The organism is Crenothrix sp. (assembly GCF_043729335.1).
In the GTDB taxonomy this organism is placed as follows: domain Bacteria; phylum Pseudomonadota; class Gammaproteobacteria; order Methylococcales; family Methylomonadaceae; genus Crenothrix.
The window spans coordinates 68,262-83,845 of the sequence record NZ_JAYTLQ010000054.1 but is presented as its reverse complement, the minus strand read 5'-3'; the positions used below and the strand labels follow the sequence as shown (position 1 = coordinate 83,845).

Here is a 15,584-nt window from a genome sequence, read left to right as displayed (position 1 = left end):
ATTATCAATGGTTTTTTATAAAAAATAATTTTTTTAAAGAAATTGGCTTGAAAAGTGCTTGTAGTTAATTGTGTTGCTGTTCTTCTTGATCTATTAATCGCTTTAAAAGTGATGTATAAAAATTTATCAAAATCAGTATTTCGTCTAACTCAGCTTCTGTATATATATTTTGCGGTAAATTGAATATTAATAGTAAGAAACGTTATTTGACGCAATTCAAAGTCGATAGATTGTAATATAGAGAGTAATTTTTGTTCAGTAATTTTACATTTTGAATCGAGTGTGTTGTTAATTAAGGCGGTTCCGGCTGGTAATAAGCGGTGGCGATTTGATAACCGATGACGCTTACATACTAAATAGTTATGTTTCATACTTAGCTGACAACAAGCGCACTAAGTTTGCCGTGGGTAAATCAAAGGATGTTAAAAAAATTTTTGTCTTATTTTAATATTATCAAATACTTTAACTGCAATACAGTTTCTGGCAAAGTAGCGATAAGTTGTTTAATGGCAATGGAAGGAATAATTGTATGGTTAAGCGGCATGTTTACCTGCGTATTTGTTTTTCATGGTGATATTGACAATTATTTAACACACCAGTTGTTAATTATGTTGGTGTCGTTGTCATTGATTGGTTTGTTTTATATTTCAAACTTGTACGATTTTAATTCGACTGCTGATGCGATCGAAAAAGACAAAAAAATGGTTGGCATACTTAGAAGCACAACCCTGATCTTTTTCGTGGTTATGTTGTGTTCGTTTAATGTGTCGGCTTTCTCTCAGCAGTGGTTGCTGGTCTGGGGAATTGTTACGGTAATTGCACTTTGTGTGGAAAGAGCCAGTATTTACTATTTTCTTAAATTACTGGCGGTTAATGGGCATTTAATTCGCCAGATTGTGATTTTTGGTGTAAATGGTTTTACCGGCGAATTTATGGATGCCGTGCAAAATGATAAAAGCCCTTGGGTGAAAGTGACCGGTCTCTTCGATGATCGATTGGGACGTACACCCGCTACAGTGAATGGTAGCCCTGTTGTGGGTAATATTGATGAGCTGGTGCGTTATGTCCGTGATAACCGCTGCTATGAAGTTTTTGTTATCTTGCCTCTGGATGCTCGTGCACGCATAGAAGAAATCAGTATGAAACTTAAACTGTTGCCGGTACCTGTCAGGTTGATCCCCAGTGTTTCTATGAGTAGCTATGTTAATAACAAAGTTGAATATTTTAATGGTATCCCAACACTAGAAATTTTAAATAAACCATTGTCTGATTGGGAATATTTGATTAAATTCGCTGAAGACCGGTTGTTAGGGCTGTTTTTCTGTGTATTGCTTTTACCTGTGTATTTATTGATTAGCATCATGATTAAAATCGATAGTCCGGGGCCTGTTTTTTTCAAGCAAAAACGTTACGGCTACAACAACAGGCTAATTGAAGTTTATAAATTTCGTTCAATGTATGTTAACCAAGCAGACATTGATGCCAAAAAATTAGTGACCCGTGATGATCCTAGAGTTACCAGACTAGGGGCTTTTTTACGGCGTTCCAGTCTTGATGAAATACCACAATTTTTCAATGTACTCAAAGGAGAAATGTCCATTGTAGGGCCTCGTCCTCATGCGCTTTCGGCCAGTGCAGAAGGTAAATTGTATGAAGTGGCAGTGGCGGGTTACGCTGAAAGACATAAAGTTAAACCCGGGGTAACAGGGTGGGCTCAGGTTAACGGTTGGCGCGGTGAAACCGATACGGAAGAAAAAATACTGAAGCGCGTTGAATATGATATTGACTACATTAAAAATTGGTCACTTTTTTTAGATTTCTTCATTATTTTCCGTACTGTCTTTGTGGTTCTTAACCAAAAAAATGCCTATTAAGGACTTTAGGTTTTTATGAATTCAATATTTAAGTAATGATGATGTCATAATTATTTTATAACATGCACTTACTATAATTTACTTAAAGTGATTTTTATTTTGCAAGAATATGTTTTTTAATGTATTAATTGTTATAAGTTTAAATTTTTTTTTACCATAGCCACTTAATAAGGACTGTAATTAGATGAATATTTTACATGTGTTTCGTTCGCCTGTTGGTGGTTTGTTTCGTCACGTTTGTGATCTTGCCGAAGAACAGGCAAGGTTAGGTTATAAGGTAGGCATAATCTGCGATGCGTCAACCGGTGGAGACAGCGCTGCAAGCAAGCTAGAGGCACTGCAATCAATTTGTACTTTAGGGGTGCATCGCATTCCCATGAGCCGACATATTGGCTTTTCGGATGTTAAGGTTTTACGCGATATTCCAAAACTGTGTGCCGGAGAAAATATTGATGTCGTTCATGGACATGGTGCTAAAGGTGGTGCTTATGGACGTATTCTGGCAAAAATGTTGAGTTCCAAGGCGATTTACACGCCACACGGTGGCTCCATGCATTATTCCATTACTACCCCGACCGGGATGTTTTATCTGACCTTAGAACGCGTTTTAAAAAAATTTACTGATGGCATTATTTTTGATAGTAAAACCAGTGCTGAAACTTATCGCGGTAAAGTAGGCGGCTTTTCTTGTGCGCACCGTGTGGTTCACAACGGTCTGCGCGACCATGAGTTTGATGGTGTTTCTCGTACCACACCCGAAAATAAATTTGTGTTTGTGGGTGAAATAAGAAAGCTGAAGGGTTTGGATGTTTTATTGCAAGCCCTTGCGCTGATTAAAGAGCCTGATGTCAGTTTGTCGGTTTTTGGGTCGGGGCCAGACGAGGAGTTTTTTAGGAATCGTGTGCAAGTGCTAGGGCTGACAAATAAAGTCACTTTTCATTCACCCATTTTTCCCGCGACCAAAGCTTTTGTTAATGCGCGTTGTGTGGTGGTGCCGTCTTTGGCAGAGTCATTCCCTTATATTGTCTTGGAAACTGCTGCGGCGAGAGTGCCGTTGTTGACTACCAATGTAGGCGGCATTCCGGAAATATTTGGTCCCCATGCTTATCAGCTACTGCCGGCGGGCGATGCTAATGAGTTGGCAAAAGCCATGCAGCGGGTACTTGATGACCATGACAGTGCTGAAAGTTTAGCAGACTCATTACATGATCATGTGTATACTCATTTTAGGTTTTCTACGATGGTTGGACATATTGTTGGCTTTTATAATGAATTATTGTCTTTTCCTACGGAATTGTCAGAAAATAGCCAAGTAATAGTATAAGTTCAGTAATAACAAATATTAATCAATAACATAAAATTGGCAGGGAACGTTGTTATCTACTGAAAATATCAATACCTTAATTTATAATTCGTTTGATGAAATAGAAGCCGTATGGCGATCCTTTGAAGAGTACAGTGAAAACACCGCTTTTCAAAATTTTGACTGGTTAAAACAGTGGCATAACACTGTTGGTGTCGCATCAAGCTGTCAAGCGTGTCTTGTCGTTATTGAGTTTCCTGTTGGCCAGCCTGTTATGCTTTTACCTTTGGGTATTGAAAAACGCCAGGGCGTAAATTGTCTTGTTTGGCTGGGTGGTACGGTTTCTGACTATCATGGTCCTTTATTGAACCCTCATTTATCAGAAAATTTTACACCGGATTTTTTCCACCGAGTTTGGCAAGATATTCAAGCTGTTTTACCTGCGTATGATGCTATTGTGTTTGAAAAAATGCCCAAAGATATCGGCACACAGCTCAATCCATTTGTGTCGCTTGCGTGTATTCCTACCGCCAGCAATGCCCATTTTACCTATTTGGGTACGCAGTTTGATGGTTTCTTAAAAGCTAAGCGCAGCAGTAAATCGCTGTCCACTGAAAAAAGAAAACACCGGCGCTTGCAAGAATACGGAAAAGTTGGGTTTGTTATTGCAAGCGATTCTACGCAAATACAACGTTTTCTTGCGGAAATGATTGCTCAAAAAGTACGCAGTTACCTGGAAATGGGCGTGGGTAATTTGTTTGATAGCAAGGAAGTGTGTGATTTTTTTAATATCCTGTCGGCGCAAGCTATTCCGCTTGGCTTTGTACATTTAAGCGCTTTAATGCTGGATGACAGAATTATTGCAACGCATTGGGGTCTGGTTTACAAAAAACGTTTCTACCATTTATACCCTACTTACGAACAGTCTGAATTAACCAAATACGCTCCGGGCGGTTTGTTGATGTGGCATTTGTTTGAATGGTGCATCGATAATGGCATTGAAATCTATGACTTTACTATTGGTGACGAACCGTATAAAGATCAGTGGTGTGATCAGGAATTAAAGTTATACGACTATTATGAAGGCAAAACGTTATTGGGGTTGTCTTATGCCTGGGCTTTTAAAACCAGTCGTCTGCTCAAACGCAAAATCAAACAAACACCTGCTTTATGGAAAGTTGCACAGAATGCACGGACTTTTTTAGGCAAAATACGCCAGTAGTAATCAGTTTTTTATCTTTCAAATTTCATTTAAATAAGCCCTCGTAGCTCATCACCCTGGTAGAGACGCAAAATCTTGCGTTTCTACGTTAACAATCTCTATTTCCCATGACCTAATCCCAGCAAAGATTAGGTCTATTTGTTTAAATTTGGTTATTCCTGTAAGTTTTACCCCCACAAATCTAATAGATTCATGGCTTACTGCTACAATACGTTTATTTTAACTGACAGCACTGGAAAAAATGGACGTCATTCAACGCATTGCCCAAGAGTTATCTGTTCATATTAAACAAGTGAGCGCCGCTGTTACCTTATTGGACGAAGGCGCGACCGTACCGTTTATTTCCCGATACCGTAAGGAAGTTACCGGTGGTTTGGATGATACCCAATTGCGCATGCTTGAAGATCGCCTCGGTTATTTGCGCGAACTCAATGATCGGCGCGACACTATTTTGCATAGCATTCGCTCACAGGAAAAACTAACCCCTGAGCTGGAACAAGCCATTAATGCGGCAGATACCAAGACACTGCTGGAAGATTTGTATTTACCGTATAAACCTAAGCGGCGCACTAAAGCCCAGATAGCCCGCGAAGCAGGTCTGGAGCCCTTGGCTGATGGGTTACTGGCTGACCGAACACTCATCCCTAATGTAATGGCCACAACGTATATTGATGCAGAAAAAGGCATACCCGATGTTGCAGCGGCATTGGAAGGTGCGCGGCAAATTATCATGGAACGCATTTCCGAGGCCGCAGAATTGCTGGCAACATTGCGCGAGCATGTCTGGCAAAAAGGTGTTATTCATGCCGGAGTTGTTGAGGGTAAAGAACGGGAAGCAGAAAAATTTAAGGATTATTTTGATTACTTTGAAGCGATCAACAAAATTCCTTCGCACCGTGCTTTGGCGTTATTTCGGGGACGCAATGAAGGTTTTTTAAGCATGACATTGAAGCCTGGTATGGATGACCGGCTTGAGCATGATGTGTGCATACAGCAAGTCAGCCGTTATCTGAATATCCGTGATACCACAAAACCTGCCGATGCCTGGTTAGCTGAAGCGGCGCGATTGGCGTGGAAAATCAAGCTGTTTACCCGTATTGATCTGGACTTGAAGCTTACGCTACGCGAGGCCGCAGAGCTCGAAGCCATCCGTGTTTTTGCCAGCAATTTAAGGGATTTGTTGCTGGCCGCGCCCGCAGGCCCCAAAACCACAATGGGACTGGATCCGGGCATTCGTACCGGTGTTAAGGTGGCTATTGTTGATCCCACGGGCAAATTATTGGCGACCGATACGGTTTATCCACACCAGCCGCGCAACCAATGGCATGAGTCGATGAGTACCTTGGCAAAGTTGATAAAAACGCACGGCGTGGATTTGATTAGCATTGGTAATGGCACGGCATCACGGGAAACCGATCAGTTGGTTGCCGATATTATGAAGGCTTACCCGGATTTAAAATTTACCAAGATTACCGTTTCAGAAGCAGGGGCTTCGGTATATTCGGCCTCGGAATTGGCGGCCAAAGAATTTCCACAGCTGGATGTATCATTACGTGGCGCGGTGTCTATTGCCAGGCGCTTGCAAGATCCATTAGCAGAATTGGTTAAAATTGACCCTAAATCCATTGGTGTGGGGCAGTATCAGCATGATGTCAATCAAGCACATTTGGCCAGAGGTTTAGATGCCGTGGTAGAAGATTGTGTAAATGCTGTGGGGGTGGATGTCAATACCGCTTCTGTTGCCTTGCTTAAGCAGGTGTCGGGGCTATCTGCCAGTATCAGCGAAAATATTGTGGCTTTTCGTGATAGCAATGGATCATTCACTAACCGTAAGCAGCTTAAAAAAGTGCCTCGGCTTGGTGACAAAGCCTATGAGCAGGCGGCAGGATTTCTGCGTATTATGAACGGCGATAACCCATTGGATGCATCATCCGTGCATCCGGAAGCTTATCCGGTGGTTGAAGCCATTATCATCGATACCGGTAAATCAATCCGTGATCTTATCGGCCAGAGCCAGTTTGTCCGTGGTCTAAATGCGGCTAAATATACTAATGAACGCTTTGGTTTGCCAACTGTTACCGACATTTTGCAGGAACTGGAAAAACCGGGCCGTGATCCCAGGCCGGATTTTAAAAGCATCACCTTTAAGGCAGGTATCGAAAAAATCACGGATTTACAAGCCGGTATGCGTTTGGATGGCATCGTGACTAATGTTGCCAATTTTGGTGCGTTTGTCGATATTGGCGTGCATCAGGATGGCTTGGTGCATATTTCGCATTTATCCGATACGTTTGTTAAAGTCGCCCGCGATGTAGTTAAAACCGGCGATATGGTGAAAGTAACGGTGTTAGAGGTTGATGTCGAACGCAAGCGTATTTTGCTCACCATGAAAAGCCAAATTGATGCCGCCGATAAAAAAGACAGAAAAGATCAGCCGGAACGAAACACGCAAAAACAAGTCTATAAACCCAAACAACCAGCGCCGTTACAAGGCACAATGGCTGATGTGTTAGCAAGAGCCCTGAAAAAATAAAACCTCAAAAGCTCTGCTATACTGGTTTTATTATTCACTAAACTAGTAGGATTTGAGATGAGCAAATTCCATCGTTTTTTCGTTTCTTTATCATGCACTAGCGCGTTGCTGGTCTTTACGCCGGTAATTTGGGCGGATTATGCCCAGCAACAGCTACAAAATGAACAGCTTTTAAAGCACGAGATTGAGCGGCAAAAACACTTTCGTCAGCAACAATACAAAAGGCAGGTAGAGAAAAAAGCCATAAATGGCTTTGCCAATATCACCACTGGTTTTTTGGAAGTGCCAAAAAACATGATTAACCTCACCAATGAGGAAGACAGTAATATTGTGTATGGTGTTATTGGTGGCGGTGTAAAAGGTATTATTGATGCCGTTGGGCGTATGACAGTGGGTACGTTTGATCTATTAACCGCACCATTGCCGACTAAACAGGTGGTTTATCCTAAATACGTTTGGGATGATTTCGACAAGTCCAATACTTACGATAAGGTTTTCAGGCTTGATGAGTCCTATAAAACCGCTGCGCCTATTATTCAGCCAGTTGCTATTGTTAAACCTCGGTTGCCTGTTATTGAAGATGCTGATCAGTACAGCCGTGAAGAAGCCAACAGAAGATTGGATACCATCTTTGAAAACGAAATGCGTAAGTAATTTTTGTTAATGACCTGGGTTTTCTGAAAGACCTACTTATGGGGTGGGTCAATTTGAAGTTCTAACGCAATAAGTCGCCTAAGCGTAGATGTTGGAGATATTTATTCCAATAAGCTACGCTTGAGGTATTGTATCTGTATCTGCAGGATGCTCAGTCAATTCTTCAGTTTTTCACAATAACACAATTTTTCATGGGCAAATTCAGTGGCGTAGAAGTGTTTGTGTCTAAAACATGGTATGCCTTACTTTGCAAAAAAAATCTTATCTCCTTTGCTGGTATCTAAACTTAAGTGCATTGTAAAGGTAATATTACCTTAAAAAGGTGTGGATAATTACCTTTTAAGGCTGTTGTTTAATGAGTATAATTTTTCTGTAATTACTTGATTTTAAGCTTTTTTTCTAGATTGTTGTTGGTGCTGGCGTGCAATGCGTTACATTAAGTTTATGGATGTCTGTGTTGTGTTTTTATTTTTGGTAGTTCTGCCCCGCAAAGTATAAATCCTTTGCTTGATAGTGCCAACCTTGGCGGTCGCGCGGATATGTTATCTAGGTACGACGCAGAACTATCTTTTTTTACAAGGAGTGTAATGATGTCAAAGTGGTTTTATTTTATTTTTTTCACTGTTAATTTAGTGGTTAGCTTACCGGTTTTTGCAAAGGCTGTGGTTATAAAAGCTATAGATATTAAGATTGAAGTCGATGGCCGTCCTCTTGATACAGTTGCCGTAAATAAAGTGCGTAAAATAAGCGGCGCTGCGCTAGCGAGAGGTGATATTGATATCTTTATTGTTGATGTACCCAAAAGCGGTGGGCAACTTTATATAGAAGGGGGGTTGTCGGCTTGTGCGGAGTTGGGATACTATTCAACGCAAAAAAGATTTAATACTTTTATCAAAAATTTGCGCAGTGTCCATCCTAAAGCAGGCACTACTATAAAGGTTAAAGCCGCCGCAAAGTGTGTTAAAGCTCCGCCGCTATATGCTATGTGTGGTGGTATTGCAGGTATGGCGTGTCCTATTGGACACGTATGTGTTGATGATATCCGCGATAGTTGCGACCCTAAAAAAGGTGGCGCAGATTGTTCCGGAATCTGCAAAAAAAGATAAACCCCAAGCCGTAAGCTTAAGTTTTTCGTATGTGTTCATCTCCTCTTTTTCAAAGAGGGAGGCTCAACGTTACGATTGTTCATCGTTTTTAAGTCCCTCTTACAGGAACGGTTTTGGCCGTTCCTGTCATTTTTTAATACTGGCACCACGACTATTTAACCCCCTGTATAGCTAATCCTATCACTAAAGCACTATAATTTACGGGAAGATGTAAGGCTAGACTCTTTGCCAACATCTGTTTTTTTAGTCTATGGAGATATGAATGCACGCGGTTACGTTAATTAAAGGTGATGGAATAGGGCCTTCCATTATGGATGAAGCGGTTAAAATAATTGATGCGTCTGGCGCAAAAATTCAGTGGGAAGAAGCTTATGCTGGGCTGAGTGCTTTTGAGCAGTTTGGAAATCCCTTGCCGGATGCCACTATGGCATCCATCGACAGAACTCGTGTTGCTTTCAAAGGGCCGTTGACCACCGTAGTAGGCAGCGGATTTAGAAGTATTAACGTGGCGTTGCGGCAAAAATATGAGCTGTATGCCAATGTTCGTCCGGCTAGCAACTGGGAAGGCGTTAAAACCCGTTATGATGATGTGGATATCGTTATTGTCAGGGAAAATACCGAAGGGCTATATTCCGGACTTGAGCATTATTTAACCCCCAAAAAAGACATCGCCGAAAGTTTGGCGGTAGTTACCCGCAGTGGTTCGCAGCGCGTTATTGAATATGCTTTTAAATACGCCCGAGACAACAATCGCAAAAAAGTCACTGTTTGCCATAAGGCCAATATTTTAAAGTTTACCCAAGGATTGTTTCTGGATGTCGCCAGAGAAACTGCTGCACGTTACCCTGACATTCAGTTCGATGAAAAAATTGTTGATGCGGCCTGTATGCATATGGTGATGAATCCTCAGCAATTTGATGTTGTCGTTACTACTAATATGTTTGGCGATATTTTGTCGGATTTAACCGCCGGTTTGGTGGGGGGGTTGGGATTGATTCCAGGCGCTAATATCGGTGATGATGCCGCTTTATTTGAAGCAGTACATGGTAGTGCGCCAGATATTACCGGCAAAAATTTGGCTAATCCTGCGGCGGTGATTATGGCCGGGGTAATGATGTTGAATCATTTGGGCGAGTTTGAAGCCGCCAAGCGCATAAAAACAGCTATCGAAAAAGTCGTGAGGGAAGGCAAGTATGTTACGCCGGATTTGAATCCACAGTCTAATTGCGGTACTAAGGAAATGGGTGATGCTATTGTTGCGGCAATGGGTTAACCGATAAACGGGCTACCCACGTAAGACGGGACAGTTTTAAAAAGCCGTTCGTGGTGAGCCATTCGACAAGCTCATGAGAGCCTTGTTGAACCATGAGCGGCACAGCTTCACTTGTCCGGCCTTAAGTTGGAAGCCAAGTTATTCAATTTATTTCCAGTCTATGTTTAAATAACTTAGGCAATAACTCTTCACGGCTGTGTATATCCAGTTTTTTAAAGATTTTGCCGACATGATCTTTAACGGTAGTGAGTTTGATATGCATGTCTGTGCCAATTTGCTCATTGGATAGCCCTTGTGCCAGCAATACAGCCACTTGATTTTGGGTAGGCGACAGCGACATGGGCTGCAAGGCGCGTAATACTTTTAATTCTACAGGCTCGTGATGTTCAATGGTCATGCCAATTAGATGGCCGGGTTCATTGTTCTGTCTGTTTAGCCAGTAGGCGCGAAATATAAACCGCCCACGGCCATTGTTGTAACTCCAACACGGCGGCGCAGCAACTTTTCCTTGAAATATGGCATCCAGATTAGTGCACAATTGCGTGAGTTTTTGTAACACCGCAGCCTCTCCAGTAGGCGCTTTTACTGTTAAGACAGGATGACACGCTAACGCCAATAAATTTTTGGCTTCAGGGCACATAAATTCAATCTTTCCTTGGGTATTCATCAGTATTAGCCCGGATGCTCCAGTTTTGCTGTATTGAATATTATGGTCATCTGGAGCTTGCAGCGCATGGCTGATATAAGGCAGTAAACAGCTCATAATATATACATCCTTATTGTTAAAAGGTTTTTTATGAGAGGGTCGAAAAAGGTTCATAATTGCGGCCGGTTTGCCTTGCTGCATTACGAGCGCTCAAAGACCGTGGTGTTGGTTATAAGGGCGATAAATCAGGTTATACACATCACTTTTATAAAATGAGGTATCGATTGCGGTAGCATCTGTTAATGCAGGATAGTGGGTCAACCAATACATAAAGCGGGAAATACGATCCCGGGTAAAAAAATCCGCTAACAGAAGAGGGACTAAGTCCTCTAAACCAATCAAATCATCAAGGCCGTATTCCAGTATGAAATAAGAAAAGTTGGATTTTTCATTAATTTCCGTAAACACATTACTGCCCGATGGAATAACACTTTGCACGTCACGCAGAAACTCTGACATTACAATTTCTTTATTCAGCCCAGAACAGCATAACTGACGCAAATGGGCGAAAGCTTTGGTGTGTTTCATACTGGCCTCCGTATTATATTGAGCCCTGACACAGAGCTTCTATGAAATCGTATTCAGCCTACAACATTTTAAATAGATTGTCTGTGAACTATTTCACATAAATAGGGTGAAATAGTTCATATTTTTGAAGGCCGCAAGGTGATTCAGTGTCCCGTAGGTGAAATTCAAATTGTTGTTGGTTTTTAACGCACTAAGCTAATCATAATCCCAATATCAAGCTGCGACCAGATACGGTCGGTGGTGAGTACATGTCCGGCACGCTCTTTTGCTAAAGCAAGGCAAGCAAGGTCACCTAACGATAATCCTATGGATTTGGTACTGGGTTTTAATAAACCACATGCCAAGGCTTGTGCAGTGCTAAAGTCAACAATATTCAATTTTAGGCAATCGAGTGTCGCGTAAATTGCTTCTTGAGGTAAGTTTTTATCAGCGAGTTTACCCACTACCTCAGCGTAATTGACACTACTGATACAGTGTTTTTCAGCTTGCAGTATTAACTCAACTTTCTCCCAGCCTAGCTCGCGTCTGAGATAGCTTAATATGGCTGAGGCATCCAATACGTATTCACTCACCATCAGATTCGTTCCGACGTTCGGTAATTAATTCCTCTGACCAGATTGAGGGGTCCTCTGTTGCATACTGCGCCACAATGGCTTGCGCCTTACGCAATTGATGGCGTCGGGTTGTTAAGTGCATCTCGCCTTCTTGCAAACTTAAAATAACTTCATCGCCTTCTTGTAGGCCTAATACTCGCCGGTATTCAACAGGTATGACGATCCGCCCCCCAGTCGCGATACGTGTGGCAGTTTCTATTATCTCATTCATAATATGACCAATATAGGTTATTTTTAATAAAATGACATTTTATAGTATTTATAGATAAAAGTGCAATAAATGGCGCAAAAATACACAAATTCCAGTTCGGTTTGTGGTTTTTAGTCATCTTCATACTCTATTTTTTAAAAAAAGTAAGCAAAAGCGCTCAACTACCCTCCCTAAGGAGGGTATTGCTGACACAGTTTTGTGCTTATAATCTTTTGGTTGATGAGGATAAGGCTACAGTCGATCATAAAATGCTGATAATTAAGTTTTTTAGCTGAATTATTCTCTTTCGGCTTGATTTGTTAAACAGGTAGTTTCGATAACAAAAATAATAGGGTGGTATATCATGAAAAATATAATGAAATTAGGAAGTTTAGGCTTGGGGGTTGGTATTGCTTTGGTCTCAGTTGCAATAGGGCTTGGCTTTAGCAGTGCAGCTAATGCTGATAAAGGCAGCATTCTATATGTCGGAGACGGTGGGGATGATACGGTTAAGAGATTTGATGCTAAGACAGGCAGGTATCTTGGCGCTATTGTTACGTCGAAAAGTAATGGACTGCTCGGGCCGATGGGATTACTCAGCACAGACCATGAGCTCATCGTGGCCAACCAAAACGTGAATCAACCGTACAACGGCGAGGTGCTGAAATTCAACCGAAATAGTGGTATTTTCACAGGCGCTTTGGTTCCTTGTCAAGATGCGCTTGGTCGTCCCTGCGATCCAAATTCGCCTTTTACACCTCGTGGTATCATTAAAGGATCGGGAGAAAAATTATTTGTTGCGGATTTATTCGGATCAAGCTTTGATCCTACAACAGAAGGCAGTGTAAAAGAATACAACTTTAAGACTGGGCAATTTATCCGCAATTTGGATACCACAGGCTTTACCGATAAATTTTATCCGCGAGGGGTTGTTATTGGCCCTGATGGTCTACTTTATGTGTCTGTGAGAGGTTTTGGAGGTCTTGCAAGTCCGTTGCCAGGTTACGTGCTACGTTTTAATCCGTTAACCGGAAAATTTAAAGATGTGTTCACATCATACCAACCAACCGCTAATGATTGCTCTAAACATTTGCACCGCCCGGAAGGTTTGGTGTTCGGTCCTGATAACAAACTTTATATTACCAGTTTTCAAGCGTATCCCCAGGATAATGACAAGATACTGATTTACGACAGAACAACAAAGAAATGTATTGATCAGATTGATCTTTATGCTGTTGGTCAGACACGCGCTTTTTCACAGGCAATCGTTTTCGGGCCTAATGGTGATCTCTTCGTTTCTATCCAGAATACCCCAACTCCACCGTTCACAGGAGAAGTTCGTCGCTGCAACGTAAAAACCAAAAAATGTCAGGTATTTGTGCGTAATACCGCTAAAGGTGGAGCTTTACTAAATCCGTGGTATTTAACTTTTGGAGAGACCGATCCCAGAACTCTTAAATATGATGATTAATTTAAGTGGCCTAAGTTGAATTAGCCGTATTACTGTACAACCCAACATTTAATACCTAAATATTGGGTTGTACAACCTAGGCTAAAGCACAAATCCCATCCCACGGCTACCAGCCTTAAAGGTATGTCGCAATTATTTTAATATGGAGAAAAAAATGAAACACCAAGCCCATTATTTACCCCATCTTTTTGCCGAAGGGCTTAAGCGTTTATTTGCTTTATTATTTTTATTGTCCCTAATGTGGCTGATAACGCCAATCTCAGTGCAAGCCAGCACAGAAGTAGAGCCTAACGATACCTGCCAAACTGCACAGGATTTTACGGGCGCAAGCTTGCCGTTTTCATTATCAGGGCAAATAACTCCAATTCCAGGTGTGGGTACTGAAGAGGACTACTTTAAGTTTGAAGGAACGTCTGGCGCATTAGTCAAAATCGACGTGAAATCTGCCGATCCAACCACTCTAAATCCCTATTTATATGTGTTTGATGAAAGCTGTAATCAATCTATTAAGTATACAGGTTCCAGTCCATTAATATTGACTGTACCCCAGAATGGCAAGTTCATTGTATATACATGGGCGAGTGGATCGCAAAATTATACCCTGACGATAACACCAACAAACGCTATTGGCTCTATTACCGGTAACGTTATTGATGCGATAACCGGCCAGCCAATTGCCAACAATGCAATTGCATTTCTTTATCGTTGTTACGATAGTACGTGTAGTGATCTGAACCCGGTAGCTAGTCAGGTTCCTAACAGCCAAGGTATTGTTACATTTACTCAAGAGGATGACCTTACATCCTTAGCGGTAGGTAATTACAAAATTATTGGCTATAGCGATCAGTATGAAGCTGGAGAAACGCCGCAATTTTTTGTAGCAAAGAATCAGAATAAACAAGTGGATGTGCCGCTAAAATCATACCCTGCACGTGTTTCGGTTAAAGGGTGTAATAACATTCCCGGCACAGGCGGCAAATGTAAATTCAGCGTAACTGTCACAAATGGCAAAGCAAAAGCACTGGATGCCATGGTGTGGAGCGTTGTAAATGGCTACGGTGTTAACATCTTAGGCCAAAGTACACAATTTCAACTCCAGCAGGATTACGATATTTTATTGCCAAAACTGGGTAATACAAAAACCTTGAATTTTGAATTTAATGTGCCTGCGGGTGTGCGTGATAATGCGTATTTCTATGTAAACACGTACGTAGGCGGGGTAAAGCGTAACCCTAACTTTAACATTAAAGGTGAATATGGGTTTTCCCTTGAAAAGTTGCCTAACAATACAGCGTTAACCATAATGCCAGAAAGAAGAGCGGCTAAACTTAGACACCACCATAGAAATTAACCCAAGCTGATAACAAGCGCCTGATACAATGTTGGGCGCTTGTTATGTTTCCGTAGCATGGGCTTTGGTGGCGGATATTTGAAGTAGGGTATATGATTACAAGTGAACTACAATAAATAGGACTGGCAATCATGGCTACTGAAGCATTTACCGTTAGGGCAGAATCAGACATTGTGCATAAAATCGACTTTTTGGCCGATTCATTGGACAGGTCGCGTAATTATTTAGTTAATTTGGCGCTTAAGGAATATCTTGAAACTCATGCTTGGCAAATTGAGAAGATTACTCAAGGTATTGCCGCCGCTGACCGTGGCGAATTAATCGCCCATGAGGATGTGATGCGTGAAATGGATGATTTGATCGACAGCAAAGGCAAAAGCCGCGCGTGAAAATAGTCTGGACTGAACCCGCCCGCCAAGATTTACGCAATATTTTTAAATACATCGCCGAAGAAAATCCGAAAGCCGCCCGTATCCTGCTGGGTAAAATTAAAGAACGCGCTGCTGTGCTTCAAGACAATCCACTCATAGGCCGAGCCGGTCACATCGATGGTACGCGGGAGCTGGTGGTGACAGGAACCCAGTACATCCTCCCTTATCGTGTGAAAGATGACCGGATTCAAATTTTGGCGGTTTTTCATGGCGCCAGGAAATGGCCTGACATTCTTTAATTTATTTATTTGTTGCATTGAGGAGTCACCATGCGCACTGTTACCGTTTCCGAACAAGGCCAAGTCATTTATTCCTATCGATATCGGCA

Annotated in this window: 15 protein-coding genes; 11 read left to right on the top strand and 4 right to left on the bottom strand. The window is 41.8% G+C overall.

Translation table 11 applies throughout. From position 1 onward, the window contains the following. Positions 1-419: 419 nt before the first annotated feature. The 7 genes from ACHZC4_RS12200 to ACHZC4_RS12170 all read left to right on the top strand — a co-directional run bounded on the left by ACHZC4_RS12200 (position 420) and on the right by ACHZC4_RS12170 (position 9,965). On the top strand, positions 420-1,874 hold the full coding sequence (locus tag ACHZC4_RS12200) for an undecaprenyl-phosphate glucose phosphotransferase (RefSeq protein WP_394754135.1): 1,455 nt from the start codon (positions 420-422) through the stop codon (positions 1,872-1,874). A 184-nt stretch (positions 1,875-2,058) separates the two neighbouring features. Then, complete coding sequence (locus ACHZC4_RS12195; RefSeq protein WP_394754134.1) at positions 2,059-3,198, top strand: glycosyltransferase family 4 protein; 1,140 nt, start codon at positions 2,059-2,061, stop codon at positions 3,196-3,198. Between the two features lie 49 nt (positions 3,199-3,247). Next, positions 3,248-4,399: a GNAT family N-acetyltransferase gene (locus ACHZC4_RS12190; RefSeq protein WP_394754133.1), complete on the top strand. Its 1,152-nt coding sequence runs from the start codon at positions 3,248-3,250 to the stop codon at positions 4,397-4,399. Positions 4,400-4,640: 241 nt separating this feature from the next. Beyond that, the gene (locus ACHZC4_RS12185) at positions 4,641-6,932 is read left to right on the top strand and encodes a Tex family protein (RefSeq protein ID WP_394754132.1); all 2,292 of its coding nucleotides are present in this window, start codon (positions 4,641-4,643) and stop codon (positions 6,930-6,932) included. A gap of 57 nt (positions 6,933-6,989) precedes the next feature. Beyond that, on the top strand, positions 6,990-7,586 hold the full coding sequence (locus ACHZC4_RS12180) for an exosortase system-associated protein, TIGR04073 family (protein ID WP_394754131.1): 597 nt from the start codon (positions 6,990-6,992) through the stop codon (positions 7,584-7,586). A gap of 503 nt (positions 7,587-8,089) precedes the next feature. After that, positions 8,090-8,692, top strand: a complete 603-nt coding sequence (locus ACHZC4_RS12175; protein WP_394754130.1) for a hypothetical protein — start codon at positions 8,090-8,092, stop codon at positions 8,690-8,692. A 262-nt stretch (positions 8,693-8,954) separates the two neighbouring features. Next, entirely contained in the window at positions 8,955-9,965 is a 1,011-nt protein-coding gene (locus tag ACHZC4_RS12170; RefSeq protein ID WP_394754129.1) for an isocitrate/isopropylmalate dehydrogenase family protein, read from the top strand. Positions 9,966-10,107: 142 nt separating this feature from the next. On the opposite strand, the gene ACHZC4_RS12165 is transcribed toward ACHZC4_RS12170, so the two are convergent. From ACHZC4_RS12165 to ACHZC4_RS12150, 4 genes are all read right to left on the bottom strand, one after another. Next, the gene (locus ACHZC4_RS12165) at positions 10,108-10,728 is read right to left on the bottom strand and encodes a helix-turn-helix transcriptional regulator (RefSeq protein WP_394754128.1); all 621 of its coding nucleotides are present in this window, start codon (positions 10,726-10,728) and stop codon (positions 10,108-10,110) included. A gap of 93 nt (positions 10,729-10,821) precedes the next feature. Beyond that, entirely contained in the window at positions 10,822-11,199 is a 378-nt protein-coding gene (locus ACHZC4_RS12160; protein ID WP_394754127.1) for a hypothetical protein, read from the bottom strand. Between the two features lie 182 nt (positions 11,200-11,381). Then, the gene (locus tag ACHZC4_RS12155) at positions 11,382-11,774 is read right to left on the bottom strand and encodes a type II toxin-antitoxin system VapC family toxin (protein WP_394754126.1); all 393 of its coding nucleotides are present in this window, start codon (positions 11,772-11,774) and stop codon (positions 11,382-11,384) included. Beyond that, complete coding sequence (locus tag ACHZC4_RS12150) at positions 11,764-12,024, bottom strand: AbrB/MazE/SpoVT family DNA-binding domain-containing protein (protein ID WP_394754125.1); 261 nt, start codon at positions 12,022-12,024, stop codon at positions 11,764-11,766. Before ACHZC4_RS12150 ends, ACHZC4_RS12155 begins: the two co-directional genes overlap by 11 nt. 343 nt (positions 12,025-12,367) lie before the next feature. Here ACHZC4_RS12150 and ACHZC4_RS12145 point away from each other — a divergent pair, with 343 nt between their 5' ends. From ACHZC4_RS12145 to ACHZC4_RS12130, 4 genes are all read left to right on the top strand, one after another. Next, the gene (locus ACHZC4_RS12145; protein WP_394754124.1) at positions 12,368-13,474 is read left to right on the top strand and encodes a hypothetical protein; all 1,107 of its coding nucleotides are present in this window, start codon (positions 12,368-12,370) and stop codon (positions 13,472-13,474) included. A gap of 154 nt (positions 13,475-13,628) precedes the next feature. Then, positions 13,629-14,825: a carboxypeptidase-like regulatory domain-containing protein gene (locus ACHZC4_RS12140; protein ID WP_394754123.1), complete on the top strand. Its 1,197-nt coding sequence runs from the start codon at positions 13,629-13,631 to the stop codon at positions 14,823-14,825. 131 nt (positions 14,826-14,956) lie between these two features. After that, positions 14,957-15,214: a CopG family ribbon-helix-helix protein gene (locus ACHZC4_RS12135; protein WP_394754122.1), complete on the top strand. Its 258-nt coding sequence runs from the start codon at positions 14,957-14,959 to the stop codon at positions 15,212-15,214. Further along, positions 15,211-15,495 (top strand): type II toxin-antitoxin system RelE/ParE family toxin, encoded by a 285-nt coding sequence (locus ACHZC4_RS12130; RefSeq protein ID WP_394754121.1) that lies wholly within the window; start codon positions 15,211-15,213, stop codon positions 15,493-15,495. Before ACHZC4_RS12135 ends, ACHZC4_RS12130 begins: the two co-directional genes overlap by 4 nt. Positions 15,496-15,584 lie beyond the last annotated feature (89 nt).